This window comes from Salinispora fenicalii, assembly GCF_000514815.1.
Lineage (GTDB): Bacteria > Actinomycetota > Actinomycetes > Mycobacteriales > Micromonosporaceae > Micromonospora > Micromonospora fenicalii.
The window spans coordinates 181,587-199,697 of the sequence record NZ_AZWQ01000009.1 but is presented as its reverse complement, the minus strand read 5'-3'; the positions used below and the strand labels follow the sequence as shown (position 1 = coordinate 199,697).

Below are 18,111 nucleotides of genomic sequence, written 5' to 3'. Positions count from 1 at the left end.
GACACCCACCCCGAAGCTACGGCGTAACATTGGTGTAACTTACGGTTAGTAGGAATACTGCTGTCCGTCATTCCCCCTCCGCCGGCTGCCGGCCCTACCCCCCTGTTGCGGCGGTCTCCGGCAGATCGGAAACGCTCGAGGTGCGACAGAGTTCCCTGGTGGTGGTCGCTAACCGCCTCCCTATCGACGACAATGCGGCGCCCGACGGTGCCTGCGAATGGCGCCGCCGCCCCGGCGGCCTAGTGAGCGCCCTGCACTCCCCGCTACGGCAGACACCCGCCACCTGGGTGGGATGGGCGGGTGGCACCGGGCCGGCACCGGTGCTGCCCGACGTTGACGGTGTCCGGATGCACACGGTGCCGCTCACCGCGGACGACCTGCGCGACCACTACGAGGGCTTCGCCAACGCCACGCTCTGGCCGCTTTACCACGACGCCGTCGAACAGCCGGAGCACCACCGCCGTTGGTGGGAGGCGTACCAGCGAGTCAATCAACGGTTCGCGGCGGCCGCCGCCGAGGTGGCCGAGCCCGGCGCCGTGGTCTGGGTGCAGGACTACCACCTACAACTCGTGCCCGGCCTCCTCCGGGCGCTCCGTCCGGACCTGCGAATCGGCTTCTTCCTCCACGTGGCGTTCCCGCCGCCGGAGCTGTTCATGCAACTCCCCCGACGAGCCGAGCTGCTGCGGGGAATGCTCGGCGCCGACCTCGTCGGCTTCCAGCGGGCCCAGGCGGCACACAACTTCGCCCAGCTCGCCGACCGGGTACTCGGGCTGCCGGCCACCGACCACCGAATCGCCGTTGACGGCCGGATCGTACGGATCGGTTCGTTCCCGGTCTCCATCGACACCGCCGAGATGGCCGCCCTGGCCGACCGGCCCGACGTCGCCGACCGCGCCAGCCGGCTCCGCCGTGACCTGGGCAGCCCGGAGCAGGTGATCCTCAGCGTCGACCGGATGGACTACACCAAAGGCATCGAGCAGCGGCTGAAGGCGTACAGCGAACTGATCGCCGACGGGCACGTCAAAGTACGGGACACCGTCCTGGTTCAGGTGGCGGTGCCCAGCCGCGAACGGGTGGGGCAGTACCAGATCCTCCGCAAACGGGTGGAGCGCGAGGTCGGCCGGATCAACGGCGAGTTCGGCCGCGTCGGCGAGCCGGCCATCCACTACCTGACCCGCCCCTTCGACCGCGCCGAGTTGGCCGCGCTCTACCGGATCGCGGATGTGATGGCGGTAACCCCGCTCCGGGACGGCATGAACCTGGTCGCCAAAGAGTACGTGGCCGCCCGGGTAGACGACACCGGTGCGCTGCTGCTCAGTGAGTTCGCCGGCGCCGCGGCCGAGCTACCCCAGGCGTACCTGGTGAACCCGCACGACCTGGAAGGCCTCAAGCAGGGCCTACTCGCGGCGCTACGGGCCCAACCGGAGCAGGTCCGCGAGCGGATGCAGGCGATGCGGACGTACCTGCGTCAGCACGACATCCACACCTGGGCTCGCTCCTACCTGGCCGCTCTTGACCAGGACAGCGCCCTGCTCAGCCGACTCGGTACGACCCGCTGACCGACCCACCCGGGCTCAACCGCCGGACGACTCCTTCTCCAACCAGTCAAGGATCGCGTCGATCGGTTCCCGCCACCCGGCGTCCAGCATCAGGTCATGGCCCATGCCGGGGAAGAGCAGCGGGGCCGAGGCGTACCGGCGGGCAGCCCGGGTGAGCGCCGAGCGCGGCACGACCCGGTCGTCCGGGCTGCCGAGCACCAACACCGGTGGGTCGCCCACAGCCGGCTCGGGCTCCCGCCCGAACAGCAGCTGCCACTGGGCGCGCCGGGTGGGGCGGCCCAGCCGGGACAGGTGCCGTCGCGCCTCATCCCGGGGCAGTTCCCGACCGAACAACTGGGCGCGGTTGCACCGCAGCCGACCGCCAACGAGCGCGGGCAGCGTACCCAGGGGGTTATGGCGCAGCGCCGTCAACGCCGTTGCCCAACCGCCCAAGACCGGTGCCACCAACACGGCGGCGCGGGCCGGGTAGCGGGCTAGGGCGTGCGCCACCACCAACGCCCCGGCCCCATGCCCCACCAGCACCGTCTGGCGGGGCAGGCTCGCGGCCGCCTGCACCACATCGTGGGCGTACGCCCGCAGCGTGGCCTCCGGCGCCGGTCCACTGCCAGACTGCCCCCGCAGACTCAGCGCGTACCCAGAGAACCCGCGCTCGACAGCGTGCCCCAACCAATGCTCGGCGAACGCCCAGGCGCCGTGACCGAAGCCAGGAACGAACAACAGCGGCGGTCGGCCCTCATCCAGGCCGGGGGTGGCCTCAAGTACCTCGCGGCGAACTGGACGGACCGGACGAGCCCACTCCCGCCCCCGCACGATCCGCACCCGCTGGCTCACTGGGTTAACCCTCCGCTCGCGACTGCGGGGCTCGCAAGCTCACTCCTCGCCCTCACCACGCCCACCCTCCGCTCGCGACTGCGGGGCTCGCAAGCTCACTCCTCGCCCTCACCACGCCCACCCTCCGCTCGCGACTGCGGGGCTCACAAGCTCACTCCTCGCCCTCACTTGGCCTCCAGGTCGTGCAGGGCGCGCTGCAGGGCGCGCAGGTAGTCGGCGTGACCGACCTCGAACCAGTGCCGGCTGCTCTCCTTGACCGGCCCCACGTAGCGCTCCCCCGCCCGCGCGGTCACCGTGGCGGCGAAGGCTGCCGCCTTGCTGGGCTGGGTCTCCCGCAGCCGCAGCAACCGGGCGAAGAGCACGCTCTGCCAGTGGGACAGCGGGAAAATACCGGAATCCGGCTGCACCAGGCCGGCCACGGCGAGGGTCGGGTGATTCGGCACGAAGGCGTTGAGCCACAGCACCGGACGCCCGGTGACGTCATCGTCGCCAAGGACCTTCGAGTCGAGGAACTCGAACTGGGGTAGGTAGCCGGTGGCGAACACGACCAGCTCCGGATCGACCTGCTGGCCGTCCGCCAACTCGACGGAGTTCGGGTGGAAGCGGACGGCGTCCGGCACCGGGGTGACCCGGCCATGGCCCAGATAGTAGACAAGCTGACTGTTCACGATCGGATGCGTCTCCAGCATCCGGTGGTCGGGCCGCGGCAGCCCGAAGCGGGTCAGATCCCCCACGCTCACCCGGAGAAGGCGGTGAAAGAGCCACTGACGGAGCCGCCGGGGCATCCGCAGCGCCAGCAACAGATCGTTGAGCTGATCAGCCGGACGACCGAGGAGGTACTTCGGCGCGTACCAGTAGCCACGGCGCGTGGAGTGCCAGCAGTGAGCGGCCTGCTGGGCTGCCTCGGCGGCGATGTCGCAGCCGGTGTTGCCGGCCCCGACCACCAGCACCCGTCTGCCCCGCAACTGCGCCGGGTCCTGGTAGGCCGAGGCGTGCATGACCTCACCGCGGAACTCCGCAAGGCCCTCGTAGTCGGGCAGCTTCGGCGACCAGTTGTGGCCGTTGGCGACCACAACCGCGGCGTACCGGGAAGTCCGTTCCGGGCCGTAGCCGCCGGTGCTGCGGGTCGTGACGTCCCAGCGGTCGCCGTCGACTGGCTCGACCCGCACCACCTCCGTGCCGAACCAGACGTGCCGGCGGAGGTCAAAATGATCCGCGTACCGCTCAAGGTAGGACAGCAACTGACTGTGATGCGGGTAGTCCGGCCAGCTGTCCGGCATCGGGAAGTCGGGAAACTGGGTTAACGGACGCGACGAGATCAGGTGCGTGCTGGCATAGACCGGGCTGCGGTCGTGCCGCCAGTTCCACACCCCGCCGACTCCCGTCTCCCGCTCGTAGCAGTCGACGCCGAACCCGTGCTCGGTCAAGTTCTTGATCGCGGTGAGCCCGCTCGGGCCCGCCCCGATCACGCAGACAGTCTCACCGCGGTCGGAGACGGAACGGCCGTCACGGGTCAGGTCGAGGGTGCTCGACTCCGGGACGGGCTGGCCGGGATCGGTGAAGGTGGTCACCGAGGCATCTCCTTAGGTGCGCACGGATGCCGGGTCGCGCAGCATCCTGCCCACATCGGATGCCCAATGTCCAGCCCGACCGCCCGGCCGTCGATCGGGCGCGGGCAGTATCAGGTCGGCCAGGACCGGAAGGTGCACCCCGCCGCCACAACCGCCCACGCCGACCGGTCCGGCCCCTCGTACAGATCTGCACCCACGATGGCCGGGACGCGTGCCCCGGCCATCGCACGGCGGAGAGTTCCGGCGCCGTGTCCGGATCACCGCCACCAGTGCCGGCACGCGTCCTAGACCCGACGGGCGAGATCGGCCGCGCCGATAAGACCGGCGTTGTTGCCGAGCTTGGCGGGACAGATCTGCGCCACCGGCAGCCGGCCCCGCTGCGCGAGCGCCTCGGTATAGGTGGAGCGGGCGGGCCCCAGCAGCAGATCACCGGCTTCGACGACGCCACCGCCGACCACCAACACCTGCGGGTCCAGGATCTGCGCCAGGTCAGCGAGGCCGCTGCCAAGCCAGTGGCCGACCTGGGCGAAAGCCTCGGTGGAGACCGGGTCGCCGTCCTGCGCGGCGGCGGTGATCATCCGACCGGTGATCGCGTCAACATCGCCACCGGCGCACCCCAGCAGGGTGGCAGCGCGGTGCGGTTCCTGGCGGGCTGCAGCTCGGGCGAAGCGCACCAGAGCGCTCCCGCTGGCGTACTGCTCGATGCAGCCCAGCCGGCCGCAGCCGCACTGGTGCCCGTCCGGCACGGTGAGCATGTGTCCCAGCTCGGCGGCGATGCCGTGCGCGCCACGCACCAACTCGCCACCGAGCACGATGCCGCCGCCAACCCCGGTGCCGATGGTGAACATGACCATCGAGTCCTCGGCCTCGCGGGCGGCACCGTAGCGGAACTCCGCCCAGGCCGCCACGTTGGCGTCGTTCTCCACGATCACCGGCAGGTCGGTGGCTCCGCTGACGAACTCGCGTAGCGGCTCGTCCCGCCAGGCGAGGTTCGGGGCAAAGAGCACAGTCGAACGACTGGCATCGATCCAGCCGGCCGCTCCGATGCCGACCCCCTCGATCGCCCGGCCCTCAGCCAGTTCTCGGATCACCTCGACGATGACGTCGCAGGTCTTGCCGACGTCATCCGCGGGAGTGTCCCGTCGGGTCTGCACGAGCACCGTGCCCGTGTCGTCCACGACGCCGGCTGCGACCTTCGTGCCACCGACGTCCACTCCGATGGTCAGCGTCACCGCTGCCACTCCCCTCTGCTGTACTGCCCGGCCCGGGGCGTTGCGCCGGTCGGATCGGGGATGCTGGGTCAGGCCCCTCGGGCGCTCTCGCCCAGGTCGCCGGGTGCCCGAGCGGCGGGCACCACGGGACGGTCAGCCGTCGCCGGTATCTTCTCTGTCGCGGCCGGCCCGGCGCCGTTGACGGGCGGTGCGGCGGCCGGGACGGGGGCCTCCTCCGCCCGTGTCGCGGCGGACCAGACATCCCCCTCGGGCGCCGATGGAGAATCATGCCTGCTCCGGGGGGCTGCCTGCCACACCGGGGTTGGCCTCCCCGGTGTCGCGGTCTCCGCGGTGGGATCCGCCGCCGCGGTGGGGGTCGGCTGCGCCGAGGCGAGTGCCCGGAGCAGGCTCGCCACTCCGGCAGCCAGATCACCGGCTCCGGTGGCGAGTCGCTCGGCGAATTCCGGACTCGGATCCCGTAAGGCGACGATCGCCCGGCAGAGCGGGCAGATGCAGCACTCCGCCGTACCGGTCGACAGACCGGCACCGGTCGAACCCCCAGCATGACCGAGAACACTCGAGACGATCCCACCGAGTGGCCCCCATGGGGTACCACCCTCCGTACCGGCCGCGGAGAGCCGCACCGCGGCCAACAGGGTCGCGACTAGTCGTTCCGCCTCTTCCCGGGCCGAACCCGGATCTGTTGCCCCCATGGTCGGCTCCTCTACCGAAACGGCCGCGTCACTGCGGCGCGTCAGATGCTTTCTACCCGGCGCTTGAGCTGCTTCAACGCGGCTTCCATGATCATTTTCTCGGCCTTGCGGCGAAACATCCCAAGCATCCCGACCGCCAACTCGACCTCTAGTGTGTAGGTCACCGTGGTCGTACCATCGACATTGCCCACCAGGTCGTACGAACCACGCTGGGTGCGCTGCATTCGGGAAGGCGCAGCCAGGTGCCACTCGATCCGGCTGAGGTCGTCCGCGTACTCATAGACCAGCACATACTCGTCCACCAGAACGCCGGCGTCGAGGGTGAACCGCACCTGATGGGCAGAGCCGTCGGCGTACTCCTCAAGAACCTCCACCTGCCGGAGCGTGTCGGTCCATTCGGGGTAGCGGGGCAGGTCGCAGATGACCGCCGCCACCTTTTCCGGTGCCGCACCGATCATGATCGACTGGGTGGAGGAGTCCGCCATGAGGGGAGGCTACCTGGCCATGTGACGAACCTGTCTGCACCACCCGATGCGTTGGACGGGTAGGTTGCGACAGAGCCGACCGCGAGGGCGGCCTGCCCGGCCAGCGTGAACACGAGGAGAGTGCAGGTGCGCGAGTTCTCCGTCCCACCGATCGTCACCGTCGGCGACTCGGCCAATCTAACCGATCCGGTCTGGGAAAACGCTGAGGTCGCCCCAGACGTGGTGCAGTTCATCCGTGCGGGTGCCGACGACGCCTCGGCCGACGTTACCTGCCGCCAGTTCCGCGACGAGGTGGTCGCGGTGGCACGTGGCCTGGTCGCAGCCGGGATACAGCCCGGCGACCGGGTCGGCCTGATGAGCCGCACCCGGTACGAGTGGACGCTGTTCGACTACGCGATCTGGGCCGCCGGCGCGATCACCGTGCCGATCTACGAAACCTCCAGCGCTGAGCAGGCCGCCTGGATCCTGTCCGACTCGGGGGCGGTCGCCACCCTGGTGGAGACGGACGCCCACGCCGCGCTGGTCGCCGGCGTCCGCGACCGGTTGCCCGAACTGACAAACGTGTGGCAGATCGACAGCGGCGCGATAGACGAACTGGTCACCGCCGGCGAGTCGGTTGACCCGGCCGAGATCGAGCAGCGGCGCGCGGCCCTGGGCGCCGACGACCTCGCCACCATCGTCTACACCAGCGGTACCACCGGCCGCCCAAAGGGGTGCATGCTGACCCACCGCAGCATGTTCGCCGACGTGGCCAACGCCGTGCCGGTACTGCCCAACCTGTTCGGCCCGGGCGCCTCCACTCTGCTGTTCCTGCCGCTCGCACACGCTTTCGCCCGGCTGATCCAGGTCGGTGTGGTGCAGGCCCGCGCCCCGATGGCCCACTGCCCGGACACCAACGACCTGCTTCCCCGGTTGCAGACGGTTCGCCCCACCTTCGTACTCTCCGTTCCGCGGGTCTTCGAGAAGGTCTACAACAGCGCCAAGCAGAAGGCCGACGCCGCCGGCAAGGGCCGGATCTTCGCCCGCGCCGAGGCCGTCGCCATCGCGTACAGCGAGGCGCTGGAGACCTCGACCGGGCCCGGCTTGATGCTCCGGGTGCAGCACGCACTCTTCGACCGACTGGTCTACCGCAAATTGCGGGCCGCGCTCGGCGGACGGTGCAGCGACGCGATCTCCGGCGGTGCGCCCCTCGGCGCGCGGCTCGGGCACTTCTTCCGCGGCGTGGGGGTGACCATCTACGAGGGGTACGGGCTGACCGAGACCTCCCCCGCCGCCTCCGCCAACCTGCCCGATGCCATCCGGATCGGCAGTGTCGGCCGCCCGCTGCCCGGAGCGACCATTCGGATCGACGACGACGGCGAAGTCCTCGTCGCCGGAGATCTGGTCTTCAAGGGCTACTGGCGCAACGAGGCCGCCACCGCGGATGTGCTCACCAACGACGGCTGGTTCCGCACCGGCGATTTGGGCGAGCTCGACAGCGACGGCTACCTGCGGATCACCGGCCGGAAGAAGGAGATCATCGTGACCGCGAGCGGCAAGAACGTCGCTCCGGCGGTCCTTGAGGATCAGGTCCGGGCGCACCCACTGGTCAGCCAGTGCGTGGTAATCGGCGACCGGCAGCCCTTTGTCGCAGCGCTGATCACCGTGGATGAGGAGGCGCTGCCAGCTTGGCTGGCGGAGGCCGGTCTGCCCGCGACCACCTCGGTTGAGCAGCTACGCGAGCATGAGGGGCTGCGGTCCGAGATCCAGTCCGCGATCGACACGGCCAACCGCGCCGTGTCCAGGGCCGAGGGCATCAGAGTCTTCCGAATCCTTCCCCGCGACTTCACCGAGACGACCGGCGAGCTGACCCCGTCCCTCAAGGTCAAACGACAAATCGTGCATAAGTCGTACGCCACGGAAATCGCTAATATCTACCGAAGCTGACTACCATCCGTCACGTGCCCGCCTCCACTCCGAGACCGCCCCGACCACACCCCCTCGCCGCTGCCGCGCGCGTGGTGATGCTGGCCCTGGTGGCGGTACTGAGCCTGCTCGCCACGCACGACCCCGCCCAACTGTGGTGGATCGCGCTCCTGGCGGCGGCGGGCCTGCCGGCACTACTCGCGCCGACGCACGACCGGCTCGGGCCGCTGAGCCGGGGTGCCGAGGTGGTGGTGCTGGGACTCGCTACCAGCCACGTCGCCTCGGTGGCGACGATCGGCATGCAGAACGCCGGACTGGGCGCGTCCGCGGTACTGCCATACCTGACCGTCCCAATCACTGTCACAGCCCTGCGCCGACGCTTCCGCGAGGGCGCAGGGCTGTTAGCGATCATCGGTCTCACCCTGCTACTGGCCGGGGCGCTAACCGAGGTTGACGGCCAGCCGCAGCTTCTCCAAGTCGGCTACCTGGCGGTCAGCGCCCAGTGGCTGACCCTCTCCGGCCTCGGACTATATGCCGCACGGACCCTGCACCGAGTGATCCTCGCGCGCAGCGACAGCAAACCCCAGCCGTACGCGGAGGCGACCCGCCTCCTCACCCAACTACGAACAGTAGCTCGACAGCTACCTGGCGCCACGCTGGACCCGGGCGGCATCTCTGAGCACCTGCTGGAGGAGCTGCGAGCGCTGGCCCGGGCGGATCGGGCAGCCGTCCTCTCGGCCAGTGGTGGCGGACGGCTGGTAGTCCTGGCCCAGTGCGGTTCCGACCGGGTGGACTGGGAGACCACTCTGGATGCAGACTCGGCGATCGCGGACGCCTGGGCCAGCCAGCAGCCACAGACCGCCGCGCACTCGCAAGCCCGCTCACCCGCCGACGGAGAGGTCTCTGCCCTGATCGTGCCGCTGGTCGCCGGGGTGCGTACGGTCGGATTGGTGGTGCTGGAGGCAGATGTCGCCCACGCGTACCCGCCCGCGGTCGTGGCCCGGGCGACCGCGCTAACCTCCCCCGCCGCGCTGCGCCTAGAGGCAGCCCTACTCTTCGACGAGGTGCGCTCCCTGGCCACCAATGAGGAGCGGCAACGACTCGCCCGAGAAATCCACGACGGGGTGGCCCAGGAGCTGGTGATGGTCGGCTACGGCATCGACAACGCCCTGGCCACAGTGCACGAGGACACCGAGGAGACCGCTGAGTCGCTGCGTGGGCTACGTCAGGAGGTCACCCGGGTCATCACCGAACTGCGGCTCAGCCTCTTCGAGTTGCGCAGCGAGGTGGACCGGCATGGCGGCCTCGCCGCCGCCATCGCCGAGTACGCGCGCACGGTCGGGGTCTCCGGGGGCCTGCGGGTGCACCTGTCGCTGGACGAGTCGACCGCCCGGCTGCCCGCCGCCACCGAGGCCGAGCTCCTGCGGATCGCCCAAGAGGCGGTGGCCAACGCCCGCAAGCACGCTGGCGCCTCGAACCTCTGGGTAACCTGTGCGGTGAACCCGCCGTACGCTCAAATTGAAGTGTCTGATGACGGTCATGGGATCTCCGACCAGCGTACCGGCGGGCACTACGGCCTTGCGATCATGGCGGAGAGGGCGGAACGTATCCGAGGCCGACTGGAGATCCGGCCACGGCAGCCGAGCGGCACAACGGTGGCCGTGGTGGTTGGTTCGTCGCCCCAACGCGATAACGTGCGTGGCAGTACCGCAGCAGAAGGGGAGTAACCCGAGGATGACCACACCGACACCGGCCACTCGCACCAAGGTCCTCCTTGTGGACGATCACGACCTGATTCGCAAAGGGCTGCGGCATGCCTTCGAGCGCGACCGGCAGTTCGAGGTCGTCGGCGAGGCTGCCACCGCGGCCGAGGGGGTCCGCCAAGCCGGCGCCCTCCAGCCAGACGTGGTCATCATGGACCTGCGGCTGCCCGACGGCAGTGGCCTCGAGGCCACCCGCGCACTGCGCAAGTCCAGCGCCACGATGGGCATCGTCGTGCTGACCATGTACGCCGGCGACGACCAGCTCTTCGGCGCGCTCGAGGCGGGCGCGAGTGCCTTCGTCCCGAAGACCGCCCCGGCGGATGAGGTGGTCGCCGCCGCCCGGCACGCCGCCTCCTCGCCCAGCGCGTTCACCGCCGCCGATCTGGCCGAGGCGATGAAGCGCCGGCTGGCCCCGTCCGGACCGCAGCTCTCGCCACGCGAGGGGCAGGTGCTACGCCTGCTCGCCGACGGAATGAGTGTGGCCGGCATCGCCAAGCAGCTCTTCGTCAGTGAGTCCACTGCCAAGACCCACATCTCCAAGCTCTACGAGAAGCTCGGTGCCGCCAATCGCGCCCAGGCATTGATGACCGCGCTCCGACTCGGTCTGCTCGAGGCCCCCGACGCGCCCAAATTCTGATCCGCCGCTCAGCTAACGAGCGGACAACTTCTCATCAACGACGGTGTCGGCCGGCGCGATGTCGCGCTATGGTCTCCCCCGGCGGAGGGGTGGTCTGCAGGGGCGGGCCCCGTGTGCACGAAGAGGTGAGGCATGCGACGGCCGGACTGGGCACCCGACGACATCGACATCGAGCGTCCCAGTGTCGCCCGCATGTACGACTACTACCTCGGCGGCTCCCACAACTTCGCGGTGGACCGAGCAGCAGCGCAGGCCATGGTCGCGGCCGTTCCCGAGGCCCCGCTGATGGCCCAGGCGAACCGCGCCTTCCTCCGCCGGGCGGTGCACTTCCTAGTCGATGCCGGGATCCGGCAGTTCCTCGACATCGGCTCCGGAATCCCCACTGTCGGCAATGTGCACGAAATCGTCCAGCAGGTCGCGCCCGAGTCCCGCGTCGTCTACGTCGACACCGACCCGGTGGCGGTGGCGCACAGCCAGGAGATTCTCGCTGACAACAACCAGGCGACCGTCCTGCAGGAGGACCTGCGACACCCCGACCGCATCCTCGACCACCCCGAGCTCCGTCGGCTGCTCAACCTCAATGAGCCAACCGCGGTGCTCATCGTCGCCGTGCTGCACTTCGTCTCCGACGACGACCGCCCCGCCGAGCTACTGCGGACCCTGCGCGATGCCCTCGCTCCCGGCAGCTGGCTGGTGCTGTCACAGGCCAGCGACGAAGGGCGGCCGGAGACCGAGCGAAGCGACGCCGAGACGGTATACCGACGCACCGGCAGTCCACTATGGTTCCGCGACCGGTCCGAACTGACCACCCTCTTCGACGGTTTCGAGCTGGTCGAGCCCGGGGTGGTATGGGTTCCGCAGTGGCGCCCGGAGACGCCGGAGAGCAGTATGAACGCCGAGACATCGGCGTTCCTCGGGGGCGTGGGGCGGATCGGTGACTAGCCCAGCCACCGCGAATCAGCCAAGCGGCGCCAACTCCGGCATGGCGGCCTTCACTCAGGAATGGGCGAACGCGATCACCGGGACGAGCTACCTGCCGATGTCCCAGGCACAGCTCAAAAGGCTGCTCGACCGCCTCGCCCGGGAGCTGGCAGCGGCCCTACTCGCCGAGCCGTTCGACCTGCGAGCCGGTCAGCGCGTCGGCACCGAGCTGGTGGCCGCACACATCGCCTCCGCCGAGGCGCTGGGGCGCACCGTTGAGGTCGTTCAGCTCCGCCTGGTGCGCGATCTGGGCTTGGTCGCCGACGACATAGCGGACCGGCTGGCCCGGCTACTCGCCGCTGTGACCACCGGATACACCCGGGCTCTGCGCGACCGCACGCTGGACGAGCAGGAGTCGATCCGGCGGGCCGCGATGGCACAGCGGACGAAGGCCGAGCGGGCGCTCCGGGCCAGTGAGGCCCGCTTTCGACACCAGGCCACTCACGACTCACTCACCGACCTGCCAAACCGCAATCTCTTCACCGAACGGCTCGCTACAGCGCTGGCGAAGCCCCGTCGGGACAGTGACCGGGTCGGCCTCTGCTTTCTCGACCTGGACCAGTTCAAGCGGGTCAACGACCAGCACGGGCACCAGGCCGGTGACCGGGTACTCACCGAAGTGGCCAACCGGCTGCGGCAGGCCCTCACCGGGCATCTGGTCGCCCGACTCGGCGGCGACGCGTTCGTCATCCTGATCGAACGCACCGGCGGCACCCGGGACGTGATCGCGGTGGCGGAGGCGGCCCTGGCTGCCGTACACGAACCGGCCGTGGTGGCGGGCCACGAGGTGACGGTGCGGACCAGCATCGGCATCGTGGAGCGGCAGGTGGCCGGCACCTCCGCGAACGAGCTGATGCGGGCCGCCGACTGCACCCTGCACTGGGCCAAGGCAGCCGGCGGTGGTCGCTGGACGCTCTACGACGCCGAGCGCGACCGCCAAGAGCTGACCCGCCAGGCACTGACTGCGGCGATCCCCGCCGGGCTCGACCGGGGCGAGTTCTACCTCGACTACCAGCCACTTGCCTCACTGCGCGATGGCCGCCTGCTGGGCGTGGAGGCATTGGTGCGCTGGCGGCATCCGGAGCTGGGCGTCCTCCGCCCAGACCAATTCATCGGCCTCGCCGAGGAGACCGGATTGATCGTCCCACTCGGTGGGTGGGTGCTCGCCGAAGCCTGCCGGGCAGCGGGCAGCTGGTCGGTAACCAGCGGGACGCCGTTCGTCAGCGTCAACCTGGCCGTCCGGCAGGTGCACCGACCGGGCCTGGTGCAGGAGGTCCGAAACATCCTGCAGCGCTCCGGGCTGCCGCCAGAACGTCTCCAGCTGGAAATCACCGAAAGCGCCATGATGAGCCCCGCCGAGGAACCGGTGCAGGCGCTGCGCCGCCTCGCCGACCTCGGTGTCCGCATCGCGATCGACGACTTCGGTACCGGCTACAGCAACCTGGCGTACCTGCGCGACCTACCGGTAACCGAGTTGAAGGTGGCCGGGGAGTTCGTTGCCGGGCTGCGTGCCCAGGAGCCCCAGGCAGACGAACGGATCGTCGCATCGTTGGTCTCGCTGGCCCACGCACTAGACCTGACTGTCACCGCCGAGGGGGTGGAGACGGCCGGGCAGGCCGAACGGTTGCGGGCCATCGGCTGCGACGCCGGCCAGGGCTGGCACTTCGGCCGTCCAGAACCTGCTGACCGGATCCTGGCCCGACTGGGCTGACTGGGCACCGGCCGGGCTGAACCGGGTTACCCGGCCCACCGCGTCGCTCAGGGCTGCAGGAGAGTGGTCATCCGGGCGGCCTGGGTCTCCCACCGCCACTCGCGTTCGACCCAGGCCCGACCGGCGGCACCGAACTGGCGGGCCAGGTCCCGGTCGGCGAGCAGGGTCGCCACCCGGTCGGCGAGCTGGGCCACGTCCCGCCCCCGCACCACGAAGCCCGTCTCGCCGTCGCGCACCGCATCCGGTGCCCCGCCCGAATCACCGGCCACCACGGGCAGCCCGGTCGCGGAGGCCTCCAGGTAGACGATGCCCAGCCCCTCCACGTCCAGGCCCCGATTCCGGGTACGGCACGGCATCGCGTACACGTCGCCGGCCGCGTAGTGCGCGGGCAACTCCACCGCCGGCACCGTGCCGGTGAAGACCACGTCCCGCTCGACGCCGACCTGTCGAGCCAGCTTGCCCAGCCCGTTCCGGTACGGCCCACCCCCGACGATCAGTAGTACCGCGTCCGGGACCCGGCGGCGGATCTCCGGCAACGCCCGGATCAACGTGTCCTGCCCCTTGCGCGGTACCAGCCGGGACACACAGACCACGACCGGCCGGTCGGCCAACCCGAGCCGCGCCCGCACCGATTCGCCCCGGACGGTCGGGTGGTAGGTGTCGAGGTCAACACCGGGCGCGAGCCGACGCAGCTCGGTCACCCCACGCAACGCCCGGTCCAGCCGAAGCCGTGTGTACTCCCCCAGGTAGGTGGTCACGTCAACGTCCCGGCCGATCCGGCGCAGCGCGGAACGGGCACCGGGCAGCGCTGCCCAACCAATCTCATGCCCGTGGGTCTGCGCCACCACCCGCCGGATTCCGGCGCGCCGTCGCAGGCCGGCGGCGAGCAGCCCGAGTGGCGCCGCGGCACCGAACCAGACCGTGTCGCAGTCGTGTGCCCGGGCAAGTTGGCTGACCCGACGCGCCACCGGTGGGGTGGGCAGCAGCACCTTGGTGTTTTCCCGCACCACCTCGAAAGGCTGGTCGGCATCGAACTTCTCGGCGCCGCTCCAGCTCGAGGCGTAGACCACCACCGAGCCCACAGGCTGGCGCACCGCGAGGCCATGCACGAAAGACTGGATCCCCCCAGGCCGGGGCGGGAAGTCGTTCGTGACAAGCAACGTCCGGCTCTCGCTCATCGGCTGGTCTTCCTGGCATAGGCGTGGGCGGCGGCGATCCGCTCCACGGTGGACGGATGACTGGCGGAGTAGAGGTACCCCAGCCGGGGTGGGTCGGGGTCGGCGAGGTTGATTCCGGCGAGTCGACGCTGCATCGCCACAAAGGCGCCCGGGTCCTCGGTCAGGGCCAGCGCGTGTGCGTCGGCCCGCGCCTCGATCCGGCGGGAAATCAACGCCTGTGCCGGTGTGGCAACCAGGCCGGCCACCGTCACCAGCGCCAACAGCAACGGGAAGGCGCGCGGTTGATTGATCGAGTCGACACCGGCCATCCGCAGCAACGGAGCGATGAATCCGAGCAGGTAGAGCGCCACCACCATCGCCGCTGCACCCAGCGCCCCGGTCAGCGTGCCGATCACGACGTCCCGGTCCTTGGCATGCCCCAACTCGTGGGCCACCACCGCGGTCACCTCCTCCGGGGTGGCCTCGCGCAGCAGTGTGTCGTAGACGACGATCCGCCGCGTCGGCCCCAGCCCGGAGACGTAGGCGTTGACGGCCCGGGTTCGCCGGGAGGCGTCAGCCACCAACACGTCCCGGACCGGTACACCGTCGCGGGCCGCTAGCTCCATCAACTCTGTCCGCAGTGGGCTGGGCTCCAACGGGGTGAACCGGTTGAACACCGGCTCCACCAGCACCGGGAATACGAACGACAGGAGCATCACCAGGCCGGCTGCCCCGGCCGCGCCGAGCGCCCACCACCAGCGCGGCGCGAGCCGGATCACGGCGTAGAAGCCGACCAGGGCCACTGCCCCGATGACCGCGCTAACCGCGTACGACCGAAGCAGGTCGACGGTCCAGCCACCCCAGCTGTTGGTGGCCAGCCCGTAGCGGGTGAGTACGGTGTGCCGCCAGGCGGCGAACGGCAGGGTCACCAGGTCGGCAACGAGTAGGACGGTAAGCCCGCCGAGCACCGCCTGCGCGGCCCAGTGCCCACCAAACGGGCGGCCAACCAATTCGACCAGGCGACTGCCCAGCGGGGTGAGCCCGAGCGCGAGCGCCACCAGCAAACCGACGCCGAGCGCTGCCCAACCGCCGGGCCGCAGTGCCGCACGGAACTCGCGCCCCCTACTCACCTGTTCCCTGGGCAGCTCGTCCAAGGCGGCGAGCTGGTCGGCACGGGGGGCCGGCGGGCGCTGCCACGGGATCAGCACAGCGGCGGTGACGACCAGCGCAGCGATCAGCCCGACCAGCGTGAGCAGGGCCCAGCCGCGCGGACTCACCGGGTCGCCTCCCGGCTCACAATGCCGGCTGTCGCGACGAACCCGCCCGCAGCGCGCCACTCCCGCGTCATGCCACTCCTCCCGCTGTGCGCGCCCATCGTAGTGGTCACCCGGTCACGACGGGCGGGGTGCACACACTGTCGGCGAAAACCAGACGGTCACGGCGGGAGCTCCGCGGGCGCCACAAGGCTCCCGCGGGCACCACGCGGCTCTCACCGGGCACCACGCGGCTCCCCGCGGGCGCTACGGGGCTCCCACGGGCGCTACGAGGCCCGTCCCTGCCCCACGGGCAGGTCAGGCCACTCGATGGTCGCAGCTGGGCCGACGCACCGGAGGCCGGGGCTCCGGCAGCACCTGCACGTCGAACCCGGCCCGAGCGAACACCTCGATCGCCTGCGCCTCGGCCGCGCCGAACTCCGCGGTCTCCTCGAACAGAGCGGTCATCAGGCAACCCGCGCAGCCGTCTGTCCGGCCCGCGCACCCATCACAGTCAATCAACATCACGCCTCCCGCCGCACCGACGGTGATCAAGCCAGCAGGTCGCGCTGCCAGGTCACGCCCCACTCCCGCCTCTGCGAGGTCTACCCAGCACCGTCGGTTACATCGACGCTAGACACAGCGTACGACAGAACCCGGACAACTCGATCAACTTGCCGCGGAGGCTCCCGGCCAGACCAACCGACTGGGCGCGTCCCGCCCAGGCTGGAGCCTCGGCCCGTCAGGACCGTGCCAGCCGGCGCAGCAGCGCGTCAGCACCCAATGGATAGGCGCCGTGCCGGCGTACGCCATCGGCCACCTCCCGGTCTGCGGAGATCACCACCACCGGCCGACCCGGCGGCTCGGCTCGAACCAGACGCCGGATCAACTCGTCGGCCGTCTCGCCCTTACGGGAAAAGAGCACCCGGACGCCGCGGGGGCTCGGCGGCAGTCCGTGCATCCGCTCGGCACCGTCGAAGACCACGGTGACCTCGTCGCCGGTCTGCGCGGCGATCCCACCCAGCCCGGTGATCAACCGCTTACGCTGCTGCTCCAGCGACATCTCGCCGAAGCCCCGCTTGGTGACGTTGTAGCCATCCACCACCAGATGAGCCCGGGGCAGCGCGAGCAGCTGATCCAACCGGGCCGGATCGTCGGAATCCCGGGCTCGGCTGGCAGCACCCGCCACGGGAGCGGCGGACTGGTCGGCGAAAGTATCGGCAACGAAGTCGGCCGGCAACCTGTCCGCCGGATCCAATGCCAGCTCCCGCCGCAGGCCCACCGCGGCCTGACCGATCGTCTCCAGTAGCAGCCACAAGCGGGCATCATCGACCGACCTGGACTCCTTGGCGCTGGCGCGGGCCACCACGGCCGCCGCCTCCGCCTCGGCCAGCCGGGCCCGGGCCCGACGCAGCTCCGCCTCGGCGTCCGCCGTCGCACGCGCCGCCCGGCCGCGCTCGGTGGCGAGCAGCTCGCTCGCCCGGCGCTCTCGGGCCTGCGTCTCGCGCAACGACCGGGCAAGCTGTCGTGACTCCTCCCGGAGCTGGCCGAGTTCGTCCCGGACCCGGGCCAGCTCGTCGCGGAGCTTGTCGGCCTCGACCCGAGCCACCGCACGGTCGTGTTCTGCCCGGGTAGCCCGCTGTTCAGCCTCTCTGACCAGCTCGGCGACGACTGCGCTGTCCGCCTCGGCCCGGACCGCCGCGCCGCTGGCCTCAATGAGGTCCCGCCACCCCCGCGGACGCGCCAAGTACGCCAGTGCCGCAACCTCCACCGGATCGGCGGCGGCGGGCGCGGTGCCCCCGACCACTACCGCGCCGAGGTCACCGGCGTCGGCAAGCACCCGCTGGGCCACCCGCTGACGAAACAGTGGGTCGCCGGTCAACTGGGTCGCGATCATCGGTGCGCCGAGCCGCGCCCGCCGGTTGGGAGCGAACTTGGCCACCCGGCGCAGCGGGACCGGCACCTCGTCTACGGGCAGGCCGGGCAGTACCGCGGCGGCCAGCACCACGATCCGCTGCCGGACCGGCTCCGGCAGCACCGGTTCCGGACCACTCTCCGCTGCAGGATCGGCGGCGGACGGCACGTCGGCGGCGGACGGCACGGGCTCGGCCCGGCTGCGGTTTCTGGAATCGGACGTGCCGGCGGTGCCGGTGCTAGCCGGGTTGGCCATGGACGCGGTGGCGCCGGCGGCAACCGGATCATCGAGAGTGCCCCCCGTACCCTCGATGCCCGGCTCCGGCGCAGCGGCGACCGACTCCTCCGCGGGGCGGTGGTCGTCGTTGTACGGCTCAGCGAGGGGCATGTGGCAAGTCTCCCACTGTCGCCCGACCCACC

The 18,111-nt window shown here is 70.5% G+C and carries 15 protein-coding genes; 6 read left to right on the top strand and 9 right to left on the bottom strand.

Features of this window, described 5'->3' with window-relative positions:
* Positions 1–140 precede the first annotated feature (140 nt).
* The gene (locus tag B116_RS0102475) at positions 141–1,559 is read left to right on the top strand and encodes an alpha,alpha-trehalose-phosphate synthase (UDP-forming) (RefSeq protein WP_026321565.1); all 1,419 of its coding nucleotides are present in this window, start codon (positions 141–143) and stop codon (positions 1,557–1,559) included.
* A gap of 15 nt (positions 1,560–1,574) precedes the next feature.
* On the opposite strand, the gene B116_RS0102470 is transcribed toward B116_RS0102475, so the two are convergent.
* The 5 genes from B116_RS0102470 to B116_RS0102450 form a co-directional block, all read right to left on the bottom strand.
* Positions 1,575–2,390, bottom strand: coding sequence for an alpha/beta hydrolase (locus tag B116_RS0102470; RefSeq protein ID WP_027659120.1), 816 nt, complete (start codon positions 2,388–2,390; stop codon positions 1,575–1,577).
* A gap of 164 nt (positions 2,391–2,554) precedes the next feature.
* Positions 2,555–3,961, bottom strand: coding sequence for a flavin-containing monooxygenase (locus B116_RS0102465; RefSeq protein ID WP_027659119.1), 1,407 nt, complete (start codon positions 3,959–3,961; stop codon positions 2,555–2,557).
* A gap of 284 nt (positions 3,962–4,245) precedes the next feature.
* Positions 4,246–5,202, bottom strand: coding sequence for an ROK family glucokinase (locus B116_RS0102460; RefSeq protein WP_018721465.1), 957 nt, complete (start codon positions 5,200–5,202; stop codon positions 4,246–4,248).
* A gap of 59 nt (positions 5,203–5,261) precedes the next feature.
* On the bottom strand, positions 5,262–5,885 hold the full coding sequence (locus B116_RS0102455; protein ID WP_027659118.1) for a flagellar biosynthesis protein FlhF: 624 nt from the start codon (positions 5,883–5,885) through the stop codon (positions 5,262–5,264).
* A gap of 41 nt (positions 5,886–5,926) precedes the next feature.
* Positions 5,927–6,370 (bottom strand): SRPBCC family protein, encoded by a 444-nt coding sequence (locus B116_RS0102450; protein WP_027659117.1) that lies wholly within the window; start codon positions 6,368–6,370, stop codon positions 5,927–5,929.
* Positions 6,371–6,496: 126 nt separating this feature from the next.
* Between B116_RS0102450 and B116_RS0102445 the strand changes: the two genes are divergently transcribed.
* The 5 genes from B116_RS0102445 (at position 6,497) to B116_RS0102425 (ending at position 13,367) form a co-directional block, all read left to right on the top strand.
* Positions 6,497–8,296 (top strand): AMP-dependent synthetase/ligase, encoded by a 1,800-nt coding sequence (locus B116_RS0102445; protein WP_033667246.1) that lies wholly within the window; start codon positions 6,497–6,499, stop codon positions 8,294–8,296.
* 14 nt (positions 8,297–8,310) lie between these two features.
* Entirely contained in the window at positions 8,311–10,002 is a 1,692-nt protein-coding gene (locus B116_RS0102440) for a sensor histidine kinase (protein ID WP_033667245.1), read from the top strand.
* Between the two features lie 7 nt (positions 10,003–10,009).
* On the top strand, positions 10,010–10,675 hold the full coding sequence (locus B116_RS0102435) for a response regulator transcription factor (protein WP_012014490.1): 666 nt from the start codon (positions 10,010–10,012) through the stop codon (positions 10,673–10,675).
* 132 nt (positions 10,676–10,807) lie between these two features.
* Positions 10,808–11,617 (top strand): SAM-dependent methyltransferase, encoded by an 810-nt coding sequence (locus B116_RS0102430; protein ID WP_018721460.1) that lies wholly within the window; start codon positions 10,808–10,810, stop codon positions 11,615–11,617.
* Between the two features lie 97 nt (positions 11,618–11,714).
* A complete protein-coding gene (locus B116_RS0102425) occupies positions 11,715–13,367 on the top strand; it encodes a bifunctional diguanylate cyclase/phosphodiesterase (protein WP_082312676.1) in 1,653 nt (550 codons plus the stop codon).
* 47 nt (positions 13,368–13,414) lie between these two features.
* Here B116_RS0102425 and B116_RS0102420 read toward each other — a convergent pair whose 3' ends face one another.
* The 4 genes from B116_RS0102420 to B116_RS0102405 form a co-directional block, all read right to left on the bottom strand.
* Positions 13,415–14,545 (bottom strand): glycosyltransferase family 4 protein, encoded by a 1,131-nt coding sequence (locus tag B116_RS0102420; RefSeq protein ID WP_027659114.1) that lies wholly within the window; start codon positions 14,543–14,545, stop codon positions 13,415–13,417.
* Complete coding sequence (locus B116_RS0102415) at positions 14,542–15,801, bottom strand: M48 family metallopeptidase (protein ID WP_027659113.1); 1,260 nt, start codon at positions 15,799–15,801, stop codon at positions 14,542–14,544. Before B116_RS0102415 ends, B116_RS0102420 begins: the two co-directional genes overlap by 4 nt.
* 294 nt (positions 15,802–16,095) lie before the next feature.
* Positions 16,096–16,302, bottom strand: coding sequence for a hypothetical protein (locus B116_RS0102410; protein WP_027659112.1), 207 nt, complete (start codon positions 16,300–16,302; stop codon positions 16,096–16,098).
* Positions 16,303–16,519: 217 nt separating this feature from the next.
* Entirely contained in the window at positions 16,520–18,079 is a 1,560-nt protein-coding gene (locus tag B116_RS0102405) for an NYN domain-containing protein (RefSeq protein ID WP_027659111.1), read from the bottom strand.
* Positions 18,080–18,111: the final 32 nt, after the last annotated feature.